This window comes from Flavobacterium sp. CYK-55 (genome assembly GCF_018413465.1).
Taxonomy (GTDB): domain Bacteria; phylum Bacteroidota; class Bacteroidia; order Flavobacteriales; family Flavobacteriaceae; genus Flavobacterium.
Map to the genome: position 1 here is coordinate 196,631 of NZ_JAHCDK010000001.1, position 20,464 is coordinate 217,094.

A 20,464-nucleotide genomic window follows, 5' to 3' on the forward strand; every position below is an offset into this window, starting at 1 on the left:
GTATCTTACAGTCATAAAATCTTAAAATCTCAAATCTCAAATGAATACATTTCAAGCATTGGTATTGGCGATTATTGAAGGCATTACCGAATTTTTACCTGTGTCCTCAACCGGACACATGATTATTGCCAGTTCATTTTTTGGCATTGAACACGAAGAGTTTACCAAGCTTTTTACCATTGTAATTCAGCTCGGTGCTATTTTATCGGTGTTGGTTTTGTACTTCAAACGCTTTTTGCAAACGCTTGATTTTTACTTTAAACTGCTCGTGGCTTTTATTCCGGCGGTGGTTTTAGGGCTCATTTTTAGCAAAAAAATTGATGCTTTACTCGAAAACCCGGTGACTGTTGCCGTTTCATTGTTGCTCGGCGGTATATTGCTTTTAAAAGTAGACGATTGGTTTGGTCAAGCGCAAGAAACCGAAATCAGTTATGCCAAAGGTTTTAAAATTGGTTTGTTTCAGTGTTTGGCTATGATTCCGGGTGTTTCGCGCAGCGGTGCGAGTATTGTGGGCGGCATGAGTCAAAAATTATCGCGTACGGCAGCCGCTGAATTCTCCTTCTTTTTGGCTGTTCCGACCATGTTGGGTGCCACAGCCAAGAAATGTTATGATTACTACAAAGATGGTTTGGTATTGACCGGTGAACAAACCCAATTGCTGATTATTGGCAATGTGGTGGCGTTTATTGTAGCCATGCTGGCCATCAAGACTTTTATAGGTTATTTAAGCAAACACGGCTTTAAGGTTTTTGGTTATTACCGAATTGCCGTTGGTCTCATTTTGTTGGCGATTCACTTCTTGGTTCATCCGCTTTCGGTACTATGATTTCGGCAGAAGATTTCTCAAACGGTCAAGTTGTTTTGATTGATAAACCACTGCATTGGAGCTCATTTCAGGCGGTGAATAAAATGAAATGGGTGCTTAAAAGCAAACTCGGTCTCAAGAAAATTAAAATCGGTCATGCCGGAACTTTAGATCCGTTGGCCACCGGATTGCTGATTGTTTGTACGGGTAAATTCACCAAAAAAATAGCTGAAATTCAGGGCCAGGTTAAAGAATATACCGGCACTTTTTATATGGGTGCCACTACGCCATCGTATGATTTAGAAACTGAAGTTGACGCGCGTTTTGAAACCGCACACCTCAGCGATGAACTAATTGTAAAAACAACCCAAAAATTCTTGGGCGAAATTGATCAAAAGCCACCTATTTTTTCAGCCATCAAAAAAGACGGAAAACGTTTGTACGAGCACGCCCGCGCTGGTGAAAAAGTTGAAATTGCCGCACGCAAAACCGTGATTCACGAATTTGAAATCACGCGCATCGCCTTGCCCGAAGTTGATTTTCGAGTGGTTTGTAGCAAAGGAACTTACATTCGTTCACTGGCCTATGATTTTGGATCAGCACTTGATTCTGGTGCGCATCTGACCGCTCTGCGCCGAACCAAAATTGGCGATTATTCGGTGGATGATGCTTTTGAGATTAGCACGTTTGAAGACTCAGTTGCTCACAGTGCAACATAAGATCGGCTAATTCTTCTTGCGTACTCGCGCCTTTATCATGCAAATACCACAACTGAAGTTCTGTTTTAGCGGTTTGGTCTACTACGCCATGTTGGGCTTTGTAGTCTATAATTAATTGCGCAGCTCCCGCAGGACGTGGCCCCCAACTTGCTAAAACTTCCAGTGTTTCGGCTTTGAGCACAATGAGTTTGGGAATTGATTTGCTCCCGTTGGTTAAAAAATGCTGCATTAAATCATCGTGATCATCGCGTAAAGCAATATGAAATTCAATTTGGCTGGAAGCTTGTGCCATTTTATCCATAATGGGCACTAATTGCGCTGCATCGCCACACCAACCTTCAGAAAGCACAAGCCAAATGTAAGATTGTTGCAACTTTTGCAATTTACCCAATGCTGAATCCGTTAAATGCATGGTTTTGTCTAATCGATTCATGCGCACTTGATTGAGCTCGGCATAATGAAGTAAATCTGAGGTTTGTTCATGTCCGGTTACTTTCCCTTCGGATAATAGTTGAGTAACAATCTTGCGATATTCTGTATAAGTGTAACTGTTTTGTATTGCACGTTTGATGGCAGTCTTCATGGGTATTAATTTTTACTGCACAAAGTTATTAATTTTAACAAATTTTGTACGATGACTTTAGTCACACAAAGCAAAGTAGATTTTTTTTGAACTCGCTTTTGCAGATAAAGAATATAACTATATTTGCACAACCTATAAAATCACACATGAAATATAAAAGAATTCTTCTGAAATTAAGCGGTGAAGCCCTCATGGGAGACCGTCAGTACGGTATTGACCCGGCTCGTTTGGCTGAATATGCAGAAGAAATCAAACAAGTACACGACATGGGTGTTGAAATCGCTATTGTTATTGGCGGCGGAAACATTTTCAGAGGTGTAGCCGGAGCCAGCAATGGTATGGATCGTGTACAAGGAGACTACATGGGCATGTTGGCCACCGTCATCAATGGCATGGCTTTACAAGGTGCTCTGGAAGACAAAGGAATGCTCACGCGTTTGCAAACGGCACTTAAAATTGAAGCCATTGCAGAACCGTACATCAAAAGACGCGCGGTTCGTCACCTTGAAAAAGGCCGTATCGTGATTTTTGGTGCCGGAACCGGAAACCCTTATTTCACGACCGATACTGCTGCTGTTTTGCGCGGGGTTGAAATTCACGCCGATGTTATTTTGAAAGGAACTCGTGTGGATGGAATTTACACCTCAGACCCTGAGAAAGATCCGAGCGCTACCAAATTTGATTATATTTCATTTGAAGATGTCATCAAAAAAGGCCTTAATGTAATGGATACCACCGCTTTTACTTTAAGTCAAGAAAACGAATTGCCTATTTTGGTTTTTGATATGAATAAAGGTGGAAATCTGCTTAAAATCTGTAAAGGCGAAAATATCGGAACCGTAGTAAACGTATAACAGACCGTCTCAAAATCTATAACTATGACTGAAGAAATTGAATTTATCATAGACAGCGCCAAAGAATCGATGCAAGGCTCGATTGCGCACCTTGAAAAAAGCTTTTTGAACATCCGCGCCGGAAAGGCTTCACCAGCCATGTTGGGCAGCGTGTTTGTTGATTATTATGGTTCACAAACACCTTTGTCGCAGGTTTCAAACGTCAATACGCCTGATGCGCGCACGATTACAATTCAGCCGTATGAAAAAAGCATGTTGAGTCCGATTGAAAAAGCCATCATGGTGGCCAATTTAGGATTTAACCCAATGAATAATGGTGATGTCATCATCATTTCGGTACCGCCGCTTACTGAAGAAAGACGTCGCGATTTGACCAAACAAGCTAAATCTGAAGCTGAAGATGCCAAAATTGGTATTCGCAACGCCCGTAAAGACGCCAATACCGACATTAAAAAATTAGAAAAAGAAGGCACTTCAGAAGATATTTGTAAATCAGCCGAAGAAGATGTACAGCAATTGACCAACTCGTTCATTAAAAAAATCGACGATTTATTAGTGCTCAAAGAAGCCGAAATCATGAAAGTTTAATAGACGTTTTAGATACAATAAAATCCGCCTTTTGAGCGGATTTTTTATTTTTAGTCATCTTAAATTAAGGCTTAATAATCAACACCGAAGGCACATTGCTGAGCCATACACTTTGCGAATCAACAAGTTTTTTCCAACTGTCAAGACTGATGATCATCAAATCTTGTTGGGTGAGAAACTCTTTTTTCATGATGCGGTCTTCGAGCAAATCCATGTGATTCGGATATTTTTCTTCCAACGAATGTAAGGCACTTTCCATTACAAAATGGGTTTTAACCAAATTGTTGATATCCAACACCGAGATAGATGCGTCACTGTTGTAAATGAGTCGCTGTGCATAATCAGTCAAGAAAATATCTTCGGCACTAAATAGCGGCATAAAAACGCGTTTAACTTGTTGCAAATCTTTATCGATGAGCACACCGAGCGGCATTTTACATTTTGAAATGATTTGACGCGTGCGTTCATCAAAAGGCGAATTCTCAAACAAACCTTCTTTTCCGGTAAACTTATCGAGTAAACGATCTGGATTGATGATGCTTGAAGTAAATCCGAGTACTTTTCCGAGTAAAGTTCCCTCAAAAATTGATTTGCCTAAACCAACGAGTAACAAATCATATTCACCTTGGTTGGCCACCTCGGCAATATCGTTTTCAATATCTACCGTAGCTTTAAAAAGCGTATTGATTTCTTGCTTGAGGATTTTAGATTCTTCTACAATTGGCTCAAATCGAACTTGCTCTAATTCTTCTAAATTGTATGCATGCATTTCGTCGCTCAGGGTTAAATGCATGGCCGTAACCGACGATGCCTCTTTTTGCTTTTTAACCAAACTGTTGGCCAGCCTGAGTAAGGATTTTCCCTTTTCATTATTGCCAAACGAAATAAGAATTTTGTATTGTCGGCTGAGTTGCTCGCGCACTTCGGGCAAATAGGTTTCTTTGGTTTTGAAGGCAAAGTTGATGATGTCTAGCGCTGGTCCAGTCATAAAAGTGGTCACCAAAGCCATAATCACCATCATGGTAAAGACTTCTGAAGTGAGCACGCCCAAATCATAACCAATGTTGAGCACAACGAGTTCCATGAGTCCGCGGGTATTCATGAGCGCACCAATGGTGAGGCTTTCACGCCAGTTTTGCCCGACAAATTTAGCAGCAATAGCACTGCCTAAAAACTTTCCGGCCACCGCTACTGAGATGATGTAACAGGTAACTTCAATCAGATATGGATCATTGATGAGCCCAATTTGCGTGCGTAATCCGGTAAAAACAAAGAAAAGCGGCAACAGTAAAATAACCGAAACATCTTCAACTTTATCAATAAACAAGGATCTGAACTTTGGAATGTCGGGCATAATCGCACCGGTCATAAACGCTCCGAACAAAGCGTGAATACCAATGACTTCGGTGGCATAAGCCGACATAATGAGCGTCAGGAAAAAGATGGCAACAACCGGTTTATTGAGTTTACTTTTGCTTCCGTATAAGTCGCCGATGCGTTTCAAGAAAGGTTTAACAACAAAAATCATTGTCAAAACATATAACAAAGCCAAACCAATGGTATACAATGAACTTAAAAAAGTTCCGGCTTTGACAATCGCAATCACCGCAGCCAATAAGCACCAAGCCGTGATATCATCTGTGGCAGCACAAGTAATAACAATGGTTCCTAAACGGGTTTTGTGCATACCGCGCTCTTGTACAATACGCGCCAAAACCGGAAAAGCCGTAATACTCATGGCGATACCCATGAATAAGCTGAATGCCAAGAATTCAACACCTACAGGAGCAAATCGATGATAGATATAATACGCCAAGCCAATGCCAAGCGCAAACGGAATCACAATACTGGCATGACTGATCACCAATGCATCGTTGGCTTTGTTCTTTAAAACTTTTAAATCGAGTTCCATGCCGATGACAAACATGAACAAAATCAGCCCGATTTGGCTCAGAAACTGTAAATTACCTAATGATTCTGCCGGAAACAACACCTGCGAAAACTCAGGCAAATACATCCCGAGCAAGGATGGACCGAGCACAATTCCGGCAATGATTTCGCCAATAACGCTGGGTTGCCCAATTTTGCGAAACACCCAACCAAACAAGCGAGCCACAATAATGATGGTAATGATTTGAGCCAATAAAATCGCAAGCGGGTGATGCAGGTTTTGCATAAACGATTTGACGAATTCACCCCAAAGTGTATTTTTTGAATTGACATGAACAATCGAACGACCGGCTTCAAGCAATTTTCCTTGAGTTAATATCCAATATATGAGCACCGAAAAACCTCCGGTAACCAAAAAGTAAAAAACCGTGTTCTTGAGTTTGTTCATGGGTAGTTTAGCTAAAGGGCTTACTAAATAAGATGCATTCAAAATTGCTAATTAACGGGCAATTGTCCTACACTTTCGAAAAATAATAATAAAAAATTAATATCACCACAAAACCTTATAAATCTGAGCTGTTTTTTGGGTTCCTTTTCTATTGTTTTGTTTACCTTTGCCGAACTTTTTAAGCCTGTATGAAAAACACTATAAAAGTTGGTTTTTGGGAGCGTTTAGCGCGTGTCATCCTCAAGAATAGAATTGCCATTATTGTGGTTATTGCGGCGCTGAGTCTGTTTTTAGGATTCCAGTGGCGCAATTTGCGCATGACCTTTACCGAGGCTAACTTATTGCCCGAAAAACACTTGGCCAATCGTCAGTATCGCGACTTTTTGACCAAATTTGGCGAAGAAGGCAACTTAATTGTTTTAGGTTTTAAAGATCCGAAGCTATTTACACCCAAAAATTTTGCGGCTTGGGGCGTGCTCATGCGTGATTTAAAAAAAGCACCTGAGGTTGAATTGGTCGTTTCATTGAGTGATTTAAAAAAGCTTCAAAAAGACACCATTGCGCAAAAGTTTGAAATGGTTTCGCTGATTGATCACACCAAAACTTCAGACGAAAAATATCTGCAAAGCATTCGCACTGAGTTATTTCAAAAACTGCCTTTTTACGAAGGTTTGCTGTTCAACAAAACCAGCGGAAGTATTCGCGCGGCGGTTTATCTCAAAAAAGAAATCGTCAATACGGCCCAACGAAAAGATTTCATCATCAAAAAGTTGGTTCCGGCGGTTGAAAATTTTGAAAAACAAACCCAAATTGACCTGCGTGTTTCGGGCATGCCGTACATCAGAACCATCAACGCCGAAGACATGAAAGGTGAAATCGGCTTGTTTATTGGCGCCGCGCTGTTTATTACCTCGTTTATTTTCTTTCTGTTTTTCCGATCGTTTCGGGCCACCTTTATCTCTATTTGCATTTTGCTTTTGGGCGTGGTTTGGTCGTTCGGAACCTTAGGATTTTTTGAATACCGCATCACGATTCTCACAGCCATTGTTCCGCCGCTGATTATTGTCATCGGAATAACGAATTGCATCTTTTTGATCAATAAATATCAGCAAGAAATCAAGCAACACAACAATCAGGCAAAGGCTTTACAGCGTGTGATTTCAAAAATTGGCGTATCCACTTTAATGACCAATCTAACCACTGCAGCCGGTTTTGCCACCTTTATGATTACCGGAAACGATTTGCTGTATGAATTTGGTTTGGTGACTTCGATCAACGTTATTACGGTGTATTTGCTTACGCTGTGTATCGTGCCAATTGTATACAGTTTTATGCCGCTGCCCAAAGAAAAACACTTATACCATTTGAGCAAAAACTATATTTCATCTTTGCTCAATTGGGTTGAAAACATGGTCAAAACCAAACGCACATTTATTTATGCCGTTTATGTTTTGATGTTGCTGTTTAGTTTGGTAGGTGTCATGCAGATGAAAGTTTCGGGCAGTTTGATTGGCGAGTTACCCAAAAGCGCAGCCTTCTTTAAAGACATTTTGTTCTACGAAAAAGAGTTCAACGGTGTCATGCCGCTTGAAATCATGATTGACACGCACCGCAAAAAAGGGGTCATGAAGCTCTCGACCTTGCGCCGCATGGATGAATTGCAGCAAACCATTGAGCAAATGCCGGAGCTTTCAAAACCGATTTCGCTCGTGAATTTGGTTAAATATTCTAAGCAAGCCTATTACAACGGCAATCCGGAATACTACGACTTGCCAACTTCGCAAGAGCAAGCTTTTATCTTGTCATACGCCAAAAATGCCAACAAAAACGCCCAAGACAACTTGATGAAAAGTTATGTTGATGCCGATGGGCGTTACACACGCATTACAACCTTCATGCGCGACATTGGAACCGATGAAATGGCGCGTGTTGAAAAACAACTGCAGAGCAAAATTGATTTGATTTTCCCGAAAGAAAAATACACGGTAACCTTGACCGGAAAAGCGCTGGTTTTTCAGAAAGGAACTTCGTATTTGGTAGACAACCTCATCGAGTCGCTTATTTTTGCGATCCTGACCATTGCCGGGCTTATGGCCTATTTGTTCCGTTCGGTTAAGATGGTTTTGGCTTCGGTTATTACCAATATTTTGCCGCTGTGTATTACCTCGGGCATCATGGGTTATTTGGGCATTCCGCTCAAACCGTCGACCATTTTGGTCTTTAGCATCGCCTTTGGAATTTCAGTAGACAACGCGATTCAGTTTATGGCCAAGTATCGTCATGACTTGATTCAGAGCAACGGAAAAATCAAGAAATCAGTAGTGAGCGCGCTACGCGAAACGGGCATCAGTACCTTTTATACCTCGGTGGTTTTGATTGTTGGATTTGCCGTTTTCACGCTTTCGAGTTTTGTAGGAACCATCGCTTTGGGCGGACTGATTTCATGCACTTTGCTTTTTGCGATGTTTGCCAACTTACTGGTTTTGCCGGCGCTGGTTTTGACCTTTGAGAAAAAACGCACACGCAAAGAAGAAGAATAAACGTCTTGATTCACAATCACATTATTATATTTGCACTTCAAATTTACAAACGATGAAGCATACCAAAATAAAAGACTTATTACAGAGCAACACAACCATCGCCTCTGTCAATGTCAAAGGTTGGGTAAGAACATTCAGAAACAACCAGTTTATTGCACTCAATGACGGCTCAACTTTGAGCAATATTCAATGTGTAGTTGACTTTGAAAATACACCTGAAAGCATTTTAAAAAGAATCACCACCGGAGCCGCTTTGTCGGTAACGGGTTCTTTGAGTGAAAGCCAAGGTGCCGGACAGAAATACGAAATACAAGCTACTTCGGTAGAGATTTTAGGCGATTCAGATGCCGAGAAATTCCCGATGCAACCCAAAAAACACTCGCTTGAATTCTTGCGTGAAAATGCGCATTTGCGCGTGCGTACCAATGCTTTTGGCGCGATCATGCGCGTGCGTTCGGTTTTGTCATTTGCGGTGCACAGATATTTTCAAGAAAAAGGATTTGTTTATGTAAACACGCCAATCATTACAGGAGCTGATGCCGAAGGTGCCGGCGAAATGTTTCAAGTAACATCCTTGGATTTGAACCATCCGCCCAGAACCGAAGACGGACAAATTAATTACAAAGAAGATTTCTTCGGAAAACACACCAACTTAACGGTTTCCGGGCAATTAGAAGGCGAAACTTTTGCAATGGCACTCGGTCAGATTTATACGTTTGGACCAACGTTCAGAGCAGAAAATTCAAATACTTCGCGCCACTTAGCCGAGTTTTGGATGATCGAACCCGAAGTAGCGTTCAATGATCTGGACGACAACATGGATTTGGCTGAAGATTTCATCAAATATGTAGTAGGCTATGCTGTAGCGCATTGCGCCGAAGATTTGAAGTTTTTAGAAACGCGTTTGCTGGATGAAGAAAAACAGAAACCGCAGGCAGAGCGCAGTGAAATGAGCCTTTTAGAGAAACTCAACTTTGTGTTAGAAAACAACTTTAAACGTGTTTCATATACCGAAGCGATTGATATTTTAAAAGATTCAACACCGAACAAAAAGAAAAAATTCCAATATATCATTGACCAGTGGGGCGCCGACTTACAAAGTGAACACGAGCGTTTCTTGGTTGAAAAACACTTTAAATGTCCGGTTATTTTATACGATTATCCGGCCAACATCAAAGCGTTTTACATGCGTTTGAACGAAGACGGAAAAACTGTGCGCGCCATGGACATTTTGTTTCCGGGCATTGGTGAAATCGTGGGCGGTTCGCAACGTGAAGAGCGCCACGATGTTTTGGTAGAGAAAATGAAAGCGCTGGGCATTGACGAAGAAGAATTGTGGTGGTATCTCGACACGCGCCGCTTTGGAAGCGCGGTTCACTCAGGATTCGGTCTTGGTTTTGAGCGATTGGTATTGTTCGTGACGGGCATGACCAACATTCGCGATGTGATTCCGTTTCCGAGAACGCCTCAGAATGCTGAATTTTAAGAAAGATAGGAGTCCGGTTTGCGCCGGACTTTTTTATACACGAATCAAAACTAGCCCGGATGGACGCGGAAATCCTTTGGCGCAGCGCAGCGCAGACAAAGATTGCAGCAAACAGCCGGATTAGCTTCAAATAAAAATTAAAAATACACCGCATTTTTTTAATTTTGAAACGCTCAAAAAATTTGATTTTTTATGCTCAAACAAGGTCTAAATCTTAAATTATTACAGAAACTTTCGCCACAGCAAATTCAGCTCATGAAGTTGATTCAATTGCCGACGCAGGCTTTTGAACAGCGCATCAAAGAAGAATTGAATGAAAATCCGGCGCTTGAAGCGGGCAAAGAAGAAGACGAATCGTATGAAAAAGACGAATTTGACAACCAAGATGAATATGATGATTTTGATGACAACGAGAGCATTGAAACCGATGACATCAACATTGACGAATATCTGAGCAACGACGAAACGCCTGATTATAAAACCCAGACCAACAATTACAGCGATGATGATGAGCGCAGAGAAACGCCATTGGCTTCGGCGGTGAGTTTTCATCAAGACCTCATCAACCAACTCAATACGTTTATTTTGAGCGATGAAGACCGCGAAATTGCTGAGTTTTTGGTGGGTAGTATGGATGATGCAGGTTACATCAGACGCAGCTTGATGGACATTGTGGACGATATGGCTTTTACGCAAGGTATTTATACCGACGAGAAAACCGTTGAGCGCATTTTGCATATTGTGCACGAACTTGAACCTTCAGGTGTGGGCGCGCGCGATTTGCAAGAATGTTTGCTGTTGCAACTCAAACACAAAACACCCACTGAATCTGTAGCGCACGCCACCGATATTATTGAAGAGCATTTTGAGGCTTTTACGCGCAAGCATTACGAAAAATTGCAGCAAAAACTGGGCATCAGCAATGAGCAACTCAGAAAAGCCATTCACGAGATTGAAAAACTCAATCCAAAACCCGGCGGATCGTTTGCAAGCAATACCAAAATCACCGAAAATGTGATTCCTGATTTTGCCATTCGCATCAACGAAGGCGAGCTTGAACTTACGCTCAATGGCCGAAATGCGCCTACTTTGCACGTTTCACGAGAGTATCAAGAAATGCTGCAGACCTATAAAATGTCAAAAGAAAAAACCTCATCGCAAAAAGATGCGGTGTTGTTTATCAAACAAAAACTCGATTCGGCCAAATGGTTTATTGATGCCATCAAACAACGTCAAGAAACACTTTTTGTAACCATGACCGCCATTATGGAATATCAGCGCAATTACTTTTTAGAAGGCGATGAAACCAAGCTCAAGCCGATGATTTTAAAGGATATTGCCGATCGAGTTGGACTAGATATTTCAACCATTTCACGCGTGGCCAACAGTAAATATGTTGAAACGCCTTATGGAACCAAACTGATAAAGGAATTCTTCTCAGAGGCGATGAAAAATGATCAAGGCGAAGATGTTTCAACGCTTGAAATCAAGAAAATTCTTCAAAACATTATTGAAGAAGAAGACAAACACAAACCGCTGCCCGACGATCAGCTGGCCGATATGCTCAAAGAAAAGGGCTATCCGATTGCGCGCCGAACGGTGGCCAAATACCGTGAACTCATGGATATTCCGGTAGCTAGGTTGCGTAAAAAAATGTAGTTTGAAAAAAATACTTCCGCTTTTTTCGTATGCTTTTCATCCGGTGTTCATTCCGCTGATGGGCTCTTCGCTGTATTTGTATATCTATCGTTCGTTTTTTGAAATCAACGAAATTCAAATAACCTTGGTGCGGATTGGAATATTGACTTTGTTTATTCCGCTGGTGTTTTTGTATTTTCTTAAAGTAATCGGTAAAATTGATTCGATGATGATTCAAAAAGCTGAACAACGCAAAATGCCTTTGGGTTTTCAAGTCATGCTCATGAGTTTGCTATTGATGAGCGTAGAATTATACCAAAGCATGCCGGGTTTATATGTGTTTTTTTTAGGCGGAATGACCGCAACACTTCTGGCGTTGAGCTTTTTGTTTATGCAAAAAAAAATCAGTCTTCATATGATTGGCATCAGCGCCTTGACTGCCTTTGCTATGGGCATTAGTCTTGAAACCGGCGAAAATATGAGCTCACTTATTGCCTTGCTCTTTATAGCTTGCGGAGCAGTTGCTTCATCAAGATTATCTATGAAGGCACATAATTATTCAGAGTTAACTTTAGGATTTATATCGGGCTTACTTCCGCAAATATTGTTATGGCGTTTGTGGCTATAAAATGTAGAACATCAGCCCAAGGTTCATAGTGTGCAAATTGATGGTTTCACCTTCAACTTGGGTTCCGTCGCGGAATAAGGGTAAAAAACCGTAGTATGCATATAAATTCCAACTGTTGTTACCTGCAGCCATGTATATACCGGCTTGCCATTTTCTGAAATCGGGATTGTTGTGTATACGAACTGCGACTACATCATCAATATAAACCGATTTACTATATATCAAATAACTGAGCTGAACACCCGAATAAACACGCCAAAACTTATGCCCCACCGGACCTGATGTGCGCCATCGAAACTCAATGGGAAGGTCTATAAATAATTCTTCAAATTTATTTTTTTGATAGTCTGAACCAATGGTTTTGGTACTGTAGTATGGATCTCCGTTGATTCGAGTTATAAACAAACTCTGAAAATAATTTGAGTAAGTTAATCCAAGTCCTGGTGCAATGGCCACGTTTCTGCGTTTGTTGATGGGGAAATCGCGTAAAAAACCGCCTTTAAATCCGGGTGAGAATCTATTTTGATTCACATTGCCGGGCATATTGAGCAAAATATTATAGGTAAAACCCAAATAGAATTGATCTTCTCTGTAGAGCGAATCAACAGCAATCATTGGCGACGGAAGCACTTCAGGTTGAATTTCTTGAGCCCAGAACTTGGTCGAGACTATGAGCAGAAAAACAAATTTACGCATGGGTTTAATTTTGTGGCTTAAAGGTACACAAACCAGATTATATTTTGAATTTAAATGTAAATTTGTCAACGTTGTTCCTGACTATAAATATTGATGACCAACAAATGGTTCGAGTTAATCTTATTTCAAAATCTATTTCATGATTATTCTCATAGCCGCAATGGCCGAAAACAGAGCCTTGGGCAAAAACAATCAACTTTTGTGGCATTTGCCCGATGATTTCAAGCGCTTCAAGCAGCTTACTTCGGGTCATTTTATTGTTATGGGTCGAAAAACTTTTGAAAGTTTACCCGGAAAGTTACCCAATCGAACGCACATAATTATATCAAGACAAAAGGATTATGAAATAGAAGGTTGCTTAACGGCTACAAGCCTTGAAAACGGTTTAAAATTAGTTCCTGAAGGTCAGGATGTTTTTGTAATTGGAGGCGGTCAAATCTACGAACAATCATTGCCGATAGCTGATGTAGTTGAACTTACTCGTGTGCATACTGAAATGGATGCAGATACTTTTTTCCCGGAAATAAATTTTGATTATTGGCAATTAACTTCAAAAGAATACCATCAAAAAGACGAAAAACACGCTTTTGACTTTACTTTTGAAACCTACCTACGCAAGGCTTAAATTGAGTCGCTAAACGTTTTTTGGTTCATGGCTTTGTAGTATATTTGCGCCACTTATGAATGGTACTAAAAAAATCACGCCTTATAAATCTTCAGACCTGAGCAAAAAAGAGCAGGTTGCCCAAATGTTTGATAATATTTCGGGTAATTATGACGGGTTGAACCGAGTTATATCAATGGGAACCGATATGAATTGGCGCAAAAAAGTGATTGCTTTAGTAGCCGAGAAAAATCCAAAAACTGCTTTAGATATTGCTACCGGAACTGCTGATTTGGCCATTATGTTGACCCAAACTTCAGCCGAACGCATTGTGGGTTTGGATATTTCAGCGGGCATGCTTGAAGTAGGTAAGCAAAAAGTAACGGCTCAAAATCTGAATGATAAAGTTGAGCTTATCTTGGCTGATTCAGAAGCTATTCCGTTTGAGGACAATTACTTTGATGCCATTACCGTATCTTTCGGTATCCGAAATTTTGAACATCTTGAAAAAGGATTGTCAGAAATTTTGCGCGTACTCAAACCCGGTGGTATTTTTGTCATCTTAGAAACATCAAATCCGACAAAATTCCCTTTCAAACAAGGTTATCAATTCTACACCCGCTTTATGCTACCCATGATTGGCAATTTATTTTCAAAAGATCAGTCGGCTTATGGATATTTGTCTGAATCGGCAGCAGCTTTCCCGTTTGGTGAAGAACTCAACAATATTTTACGCAAAATTGGGTTTATAGAAGTGGTCAACAGACCTCAGTTATTTGGCGCCGCGACCATTTATTCGGCTTCAAAAAAATAATTATTTATGAAACACAAAATTGTTTGGTTTTTTGCATTTCTAATGCTCTCGGCACAGGCCCAGAAAGCCAAAAGAGTGTTTGGTAAAGATCCGCTGGTAAATTTGGAAAACTTTGATAAACAGCGCGTTTATTGGGGATATTATTTAGGATTCAACTCATACGACTTTAAATTTGATTATAAAGTAAATGCCCCGGATATCGAAGTAAAAAGAACTACCGGTTTTAATGTTGGCTTGGTGGGTGATTTACGGCTGACTGATTATATTAACATACGCTTTGAACCTGGTTTGTATTATACCAAAAGAAACCTCACCTACACAACCTTGACCAAACCGGTTGACCGTGATCGCGAAGTAAATTCAACCTATATTCATTTGCCGTTGTTGCTTAAATTTTCGTCGGTAAGAACCGGAAACATTAGGCCGTATTTGGTTGGCGGGTTTTCTACAACTTCAAATTTGGCGAGCAATCAAAAATCAAAAGACGACAATACACAGCAAAAATTCCGTATGAAACAATGGACCCAAAACTATGAAGTTGGTTTTGGAATTGACTTATATCTTGAGTATTTTAAATTTTCGCCTTCAATCAGAGGTGTTTTTGGCATGAACGACGAATTGGTGCGTGACAATGACCCGAACAGCCCTTGGACCGGAAATATAAACTCAATGAAAACCAGAGCTATCTTGGTTAATTTTACTTTTCACTAGAACTAAACCGACCGAAAAAATTCGCTCAGCACGATGGCTGCAGCTGATGCTACATTGAGGCTTTCGGTTTGTTGAAATCGTCCAAATCTAGGAATTGAAATTCGATGATGAACCCATTTCTCTACGCTGGTGCTGATTCCGTTAGCTTCGTTACCCAAAACAATGATGCCTTCTTTGGGCAAATCTTGCTGATAAATGTTGTCTCCATCCATAAAAGTTCCGAAAACTGCCAGTGGAGATTGCTTGAAAAAATCGGGTAAATCAACATAGTGAACCTGAACTCTCGCGAGCGAACCCATGGTAGCTTGTACTACTTTTGGATTGTACAAATCAACCGTTTCACGCGAACAAATGAGTTGTTCAACGCCAAACCAATCACACATGCGCAATATCGTTCCCAAATTGCCCGGATCGCGAACATCGTCTAAAACAACAGATAAACCATGATGAGTTATAGGTTTTAATTCGGGAATCTCGAAAACTGCCAGGCAATTGTTTGCCGCTGAAAGTGCACTCATCTTGGCCAACTCAGAAGCTGACACCAAAGTTTTCATCTCATCTGAAACCGATTCAAAAATCGATTCAGTAGTGTATAAATGATGCAACTTAAATTGAGCATTGAGCAACTCTCGTATGACCTTAACTCCTTCGGCAGTAAAAAGCTGATGGGCATTGCGGTATTTTTTTTGTTGCAAACTCGTGATTAACTTGAGTTGGTTTTTACTAACCATAGAAAAAAATGTATTTTTGAATCAAATATCTTCGACACTTGAGAAACCTTGCGACAAAAATATCATTATTTATCCTAATTGGGATGATATTCGCTGCTTGTAATACGCTCAAAAGGGTTCCGAAAAACAAAAGGCTACTGACCAAATCTGAAATTCTGGTCAACAACAAAAAAGTCAATACCGAAGAAGTTTCGGCTTTAGTGTACCAAAAACCCAACACCTCGATTCTTGGTTTTAATTTGCGTTTGCATTTGTATAACATGGCCAACCTCAAGCACGACTCAATTTACAAAGCCAAGTTTGTCAAGAATCCTAAAAAATATAAGCGAATGTCAAAATTGCTTTCGGCCAAACAAGTCAACCGATTAGGACATTCGTTTTGGTATGAAGGCATACATGAGTTTCTGAAAAAAACGGGGGAAGCTCCTGTTATTTTAGACAAGAAAAGCACTGATAAATCGCTTCAAAGACTCAAATCACATTACTTTAATCGCGGTTTTTTTGATGTTAAAGCATCCTATGAAATTGATTCTTCGCAAACCAACAAAGCCAAAATTAAGTATTTCGTTGAAACCGGAAAACCGTACATCATTGACACCATTAAAACAACGATTCTGACGCCGGCGCTTGATTCTCTGTATAAAAAGAATGCGGCTAATTCGATCATCAAAACCGGAAAACCTTATAAAACTTCTGACCTTGAAGACGAGAAAAGCCGAATTACAACACAGTTCAGAAACAATGGCGGATTTAACTTCCAACCTACAAACGTAAGTTTTGACATTGACACGCTGAACGGAAACCACAAGGCCAACATCAACTTAAAAATTGACAATTACTCCTACAATGATGGCGACTCAATCAAAACGCGCCCGTTTAATTTGTATAAAATCAGCGAGGTAAACATTCATACTGATTATAACGCCAAAGACTCTGTTGAAGTTGTCGAGAAAAAAACGACTTATCAAAATTTCAATCTATTCAGCAAAGGCAAGCTCAAATATCGTCCGAAAGCTATAACCGATGCTGTTTTTGTAACTCAAGGAAGTTATTTTTCAGATACTCGGAGCAACTTGACCACACGATATTTATCGAATCTAAAAGTGTTTAATTATCCTTCTATTCGATATCGGGTAAATCCGGCCGATTCACTAGGCCAATCGCTCATTGCGGATATTTACCTGACCCAAAGAGAAAAATACAGCTTTGGTTACGGAATTGACTTTACGCATTCAAATATTCAGGATTTTGGTATTTCGGGAACGCTTTCGTTTGGAATTAAAAACATTTTTAACGGAGCCGAAACCTTTGAAATTGCTACCCGAGGCAACATCGGTTCTTCAAAAGATTTGGCCAACCCTGACAATCGATTCTTCAACGTTTCAGATTATGGAATTGACATGAAACTCAATTTTCCGAGGATTTTTATGTTTTTTAATACCGAAAAAATCATCCCGAAAAGCATGATTCCATCTACATCAGTCACCATGGGTTTTTCAAAACAAAAAAACATTGGTTTAGATAAGGAAAATTTTACCGGCGCGATGACCTACACTTGGACACCGAGACGAACCACAACGATGCGTTTTGACTTGTTCAACATTCAATACGTCAAGAATGTCAACCCCGGAAATTACTTCAACGTTTACCAATCATCGTATGTAGCTTTGAATGATTTAGCCGTTAAGTACAATGCCAATCCAACGTATTTTAATAGTGATAATGAATTATATGTTCCGTCGGGCATTAACAGTTTTGTTAGTGACATCAACAACGGAACCATTACAACGACAACTACCGATTTAAAAACCATCAACAACATCATAGAACGTGCAAATCGTCTTACTGAAAACAACTTGATTTTTGCTTCGAATATTACGCTGTCAAAAACCACCAAATCGGATATTTACGACGAGACTTTTCACGTGTTCAGAACCAAATTTGAATCAGCCGGAAATTTCTTATCGTTGTTGGCCAACTTATCAAAACAAACCGGCGGACAAAATGCAAACAAAACCATTTTTGAAGTAGCTTATTCGCAATATCTCAAAGGCGAACTTGAATACATCAAGCATTGGGATATGAAAAACAAAAAAGTGCTGGCCTTTAGAAGTTTTGTGGGTTTGGCCGTTCCGTACGGGAACTCCGAGAGTATTCCGTTCTCACGAAGTTATTTTGCCGGCGGAACCAACGATAATCGCGCTTGGCAAGCCTACTCACTCGGACCGGGAAGCCGTTCGTCACTCAACGACTTTAATGAGGCCAATTTAAAGATTGCCGTGAGCAGCGAGTTTAGATTTAACTTCTTTGAACGTTTCAACGGTGCTTTGTTTGTTGACACGGGCAATATTTGGAACGTTTTAGACAATGTTGAAGATGAAAAATCAGTCTTTGAAGGCTTTAAATCACTACAAGATTTAGCCGTAGGTTCAGGCTTTGGCTTGCGTTTCGACGCAACGTTTTTTGTATTCAGAATTGACTTCGGATTCAAAACATACAACCCCGCAGAAACCGCCAACAAAAAGTGGTTTAGAGATTATAACTTTGCCAACTCGGTTTTAAATATTGGTATTAATTATCCGTTCTAAAAACAGAAATCATTATTTTTGTCGACCTATAACTTAAAATAAACAACCATGGCGCACAATATCAAACCCGGAGTAGCTACCGGCGATCAGGTTCAAGAAATCTTTCGTTATGCCAAAGCTCACAATTTTGCTCTTCCGGCAGTCAATGTTACTGGATCAAGCACGATTAATGCAGTACTCGAAACCGCTGCTAAACTCAAAGCTCCGGTGATTATTCAATTCTCAAACGGAGGTGCCGCTTTTAATGCCGGTAAAGGTTTGTCAAACGCCAACGAAAAAGCTGCTATTGCCGGCGGAATTGCCGGAGCACAACATATCCACACCTTGGCTGAAGCCTATGGAGCGACTGTTATTTTGCACACAGACCACTGCGCCAAAAAATTGCTTCCGTGGTTAGACGGATTGCTCGATGCCAGCGAAAAACACTTTGCCCAAACCGGCAAACCTTTGTATAGCTCGCACATGATTGACTTGTCTGAAGAACCGTTGCACGAAAACATCGAAATCTGTAAAGAGTACTTAGCGCGCATGAGCAAAATGGGTATGACTTTAGAAATTGAACTCGGAATTACCGGTGGTGAAGAAGACGGTGTAGACAACTCAGATGTAGATAGCTCAAAATTGTATACCCAACCTGAAGAAGTGGCTTATGCCTATGAAGAACTCATGAAAGTGAGTCCGCGTTTTACCATTGCAGCTGCGTTCGGAAACGTACATGGCGTATACAAACCGGGCAACGTAAAATTGACCCCTAAAATCTTGAAAAACTCACAAGAATACGTTCAAAACAAATACAATACGGGTGCAAATCCGGTGGATTTTGTTTTTCACGGCGGTTCGGGCTCAACCCTTGAAGAAATTCGCGAAGCCATCGGTTACGGTGTGATTAAAATGAACATTGATACTGATTTGCAGTTTGCTTACACTGAAGGCATCCGCGATTATATGGTCAACAACATTGACTATTTGAGAACACAAATCGGAAATCCAGAAGGCTCAGATGCGCCAAATAAAAAGCATTACGATCCGAGAAAATGGGTGCGTGAGGGCGAAGTTACTTTCAATAAAAGATTGGAACAGGCATTTGCCGATTTGAACAACGTTAATACACTTTAATTATTTTAAATGTTAAATGTTGAATGCTAAATGTAAAATAGGAAATCGATTTTTAATATCATTCAAAATTTATCATTCAACATTCATAATAAATATAAATTATGGCTTGGTTTAAAAGAACAGAAAAAGGAATTACCACCGCTACCGAGGATAAAAAAGACGTGCCAAAAGGTTTGTGGTATAAAACACCGACCGGAAAAATCATTGATGCCGACGAGCTTGAACGCAATATGTGGGTAAGCCCGGAAGATAACTTTCATGTGCGTATTGGAAGTGCCGAGTATTTTCAGATTTTGTTTGACAACAACGAATTCAAAGAACTCGATGCCAAAATGACTTCAAAAGATCCGTTGAACTTTTTTGACACCAAAAAATATTCAGATCGTTTAAAAGATGTCATGGATAAAACCAAACTCAACGATGCGGTGCGCACAGCTGTGGGCAAATCAAAAGGAAAAGACTTGGTGGTTTGCTGTATGGATTTTGGCTTTATCGGCGGATCGATGGGCGCAGTTGTAGGCGAAAAAATTGCCCGCGGAATTGACTATTCTATCAAGCACAAAGTTCCGTTTTTGATGATTTCAAAATCAGGTGGAGCACGTATGATGGAAGCCGCTTATTCACTGATGCAGTTGGCCAAAACCTCAGCTAAATTGGCGCAATTGGCCGATGCCAAAGTGCCTTATATTTCGCTTTGTACCGATCCGACCACCGGAGGAACCACAGCATCATACGCTATGTTGGGCGACATCAACATTGCCGAACCGGGTGCTTTGATTGGTTTTGCCGGACCGCGTGTAGTGCGCGATACCACCGGGAAAGATTTACCGGAAGGTTTCCAAACTTCAGAATTTGTATTAGAGCACGGATTTTTGGATTTTATCGTCAACCGAAAAGAACTCAAAGACCGAGTGAATTTATACATTGACTTGATAGAGAATAACGAAGTAAGATAAGTAAAGCCCGGTAAACGCCGGGTTTTTTATTTTATTGAAATTCTCTAGCGAATCGTAAAGCCCTAGCCC

General features: G+C 40.5%; 18 protein-coding genes. 14 read left to right on the forward strand and 4 right to left on the reverse strand.

The annotated features are described in order from the left end of the window. Positions 1-40: 40 nt before the first annotated feature. Both KIH23_RS00920 and truB read left to right on the forward strand, forming a co-directional pair. The gene (locus KIH23_RS00920) at positions 41-826 is read left to right on the forward strand and encodes an undecaprenyl-diphosphate phosphatase (protein ID WP_213210775.1); all 786 of its coding nucleotides are present in this window, start codon (positions 41-43) and stop codon (positions 824-826) included. Then, a complete protein-coding gene (gene truB, locus KIH23_RS00925; protein WP_213211098.1) occupies positions 826-1,524 on the forward strand; it encodes a tRNA pseudouridine(55) synthase TruB in 699 nt (232 codons plus the stop codon). The genes KIH23_RS00920 and truB overlap by 1 nt, the downstream gene beginning before the upstream one ends. On the opposite strand, the gene KIH23_RS00930 is transcribed toward truB, so the two are convergent. Then, positions 1,484-2,107, reverse strand: a complete 624-nt coding sequence (locus KIH23_RS00930; RefSeq protein WP_213210776.1) for a thioredoxin family protein — start codon at positions 2,105-2,107, stop codon at positions 1,484-1,486. The genes truB and KIH23_RS00930 overlap by 41 nt on opposite strands. Before the next feature lie 146 nt (positions 2,108-2,253). Between KIH23_RS00930 and pyrH the strand changes: the two genes are divergently transcribed. Next, positions 2,254-2,961 carry a UMP kinase gene (gene pyrH, locus KIH23_RS00935; RefSeq protein ID WP_213210777.1) on the forward strand — a complete coding sequence of 236 codons (708 nt, stop codon included), beginning with the start codon at positions 2,254-2,256 and terminating at the stop codon, positions 2,959-2,961. Positions 2,962-2,985: 24 nt separating this feature from the next. After that, on the forward strand, positions 2,986-3,549 hold the full coding sequence (gene frr, locus KIH23_RS00940) for a ribosome recycling factor (protein WP_213210778.1): 564 nt from the start codon (positions 2,986-2,988) through the stop codon (positions 3,547-3,549). A gap of 64 nt (positions 3,550-3,613) precedes the next feature. Here the strand turns inward: frr and KIH23_RS00945 are convergent, their stop codons facing one another. Further along, positions 3,614-5,887: a cation:proton antiporter gene (locus tag KIH23_RS00945; protein ID WP_213210779.1), complete on the reverse strand. Its 2,274-nt coding sequence runs from the start codon at positions 5,885-5,887 to the stop codon at positions 3,614-3,616. 188 nt (positions 5,888-6,075) lie between these two features. Between KIH23_RS00945 and KIH23_RS00950 the strand changes: the two genes are divergently transcribed. From KIH23_RS00950 to KIH23_RS00965, 4 genes are all read left to right on the forward strand, one after another. After that, the gene (locus tag KIH23_RS00950; protein WP_213210780.1) at positions 6,076-8,427 is read left to right on the forward strand and encodes an efflux RND transporter permease subunit; all 2,352 of its coding nucleotides are present in this window, start codon (positions 6,076-6,078) and stop codon (positions 8,425-8,427) included. A 52-nt stretch (positions 8,428-8,479) separates the two neighbouring features. Then, complete coding sequence (gene asnS / locus KIH23_RS00955) at positions 8,480-9,913, forward strand: asparagine--tRNA ligase (protein WP_213210781.1); 1,434 nt, start codon at positions 8,480-8,482, stop codon at positions 9,911-9,913. A 192-nt stretch (positions 9,914-10,105) separates the two neighbouring features. After that, entirely contained in the window at positions 10,106-11,572 is a 1,467-nt protein-coding gene (gene rpoN, locus KIH23_RS00960) for an RNA polymerase factor sigma-54 (RefSeq protein WP_213210782.1), read from the forward strand. Between the two features lies 1 nt (position 11,573). Further along, on the forward strand, positions 11,574-12,179 hold the full coding sequence (locus tag KIH23_RS00965) for a hypothetical protein (RefSeq protein ID WP_213210783.1): 606 nt from the start codon (positions 11,574-11,576) through the stop codon (positions 12,177-12,179). Here the strand turns inward: KIH23_RS00965 and KIH23_RS00970 are convergent. Continuing rightward, entirely contained in the window at positions 12,174-12,875 is a 702-nt protein-coding gene (locus KIH23_RS00970; RefSeq protein ID WP_213210784.1) for a porin family protein, read from the reverse strand. The two genes, KIH23_RS00965 and KIH23_RS00970, sit on opposite strands and share 6 nt — an antisense overlap. A 139-nt stretch (positions 12,876-13,014) precedes the next feature. On the opposite strand from KIH23_RS00970, the gene KIH23_RS00975 reads away from it, so the two are divergent. The 3 genes from KIH23_RS00975 to KIH23_RS00985 are packed head-to-tail and all read left to right on the forward strand — an operon-like array spanning position 13,015 to position 15,004. Continuing rightward, the gene (locus tag KIH23_RS00975) at positions 13,015-13,500 is read left to right on the forward strand and encodes a dihydrofolate reductase (RefSeq protein ID WP_213210785.1); all 486 of its coding nucleotides are present in this window, start codon (positions 13,015-13,017) and stop codon (positions 13,498-13,500) included. Positions 13,501-13,555: 55 nt separating this feature from the next. Next, positions 13,556-14,293 (forward strand): bifunctional demethylmenaquinone methyltransferase/2-methoxy-6-polyprenyl-1,4-benzoquinol methylase UbiE, encoded by a 738-nt coding sequence (ubiE, locus tag KIH23_RS00980; protein WP_213210786.1) that lies wholly within the window; start codon positions 13,556-13,558, stop codon positions 14,291-14,293. Between the two features lie 6 nt (positions 14,294-14,299). Beyond that, positions 14,300-15,004, forward strand: a complete 705-nt coding sequence (locus tag KIH23_RS00985; RefSeq protein WP_213210787.1) for a porin family protein — start codon at positions 14,300-14,302, stop codon at positions 15,002-15,004. Positions 15,005-15,006: 2 nt separating this feature from the next. Here KIH23_RS00985 and KIH23_RS00990 read toward each other — a convergent pair whose 3' ends face one another. Beyond that, positions 15,007-15,735: a TrmH family RNA methyltransferase gene (locus tag KIH23_RS00990; RefSeq protein ID WP_213210788.1), complete on the reverse strand. Its 729-nt coding sequence runs from the start codon at positions 15,733-15,735 to the stop codon at positions 15,007-15,009. Between the two features lie 83 nt (positions 15,736-15,818). On the opposite strand from KIH23_RS00990, the gene KIH23_RS00995 reads away from it, so the two are divergent. The 3 genes from KIH23_RS00995 (at position 15,819) to accD (ending at position 20,395) form a co-directional block, all read left to right on the forward strand. Continuing rightward, entirely contained in the window at positions 15,819-18,323 is a 2,505-nt protein-coding gene (locus KIH23_RS00995; RefSeq protein WP_249684747.1) for a BamA/TamA family outer membrane protein, read from the forward strand. Between the two features lie 48 nt (positions 18,324-18,371). Then, positions 18,372-19,439, forward strand: a complete 1,068-nt coding sequence (gene fbaA / locus KIH23_RS01000) for a class II fructose-bisphosphate aldolase (protein WP_213210790.1) — start codon at positions 18,372-18,374, stop codon at positions 19,437-19,439. 101 nt (positions 19,440-19,540) lie between these two features. Beyond that, the gene (gene accD, locus KIH23_RS01005) at positions 19,541-20,395 is read left to right on the forward strand and encodes an acetyl-CoA carboxylase, carboxyltransferase subunit beta (protein WP_213210791.1); all 855 of its coding nucleotides are present in this window, start codon (positions 19,541-19,543) and stop codon (positions 20,393-20,395) included. The last annotated feature ends 69 nt before the right edge of the window (positions 20,396-20,464 follow it).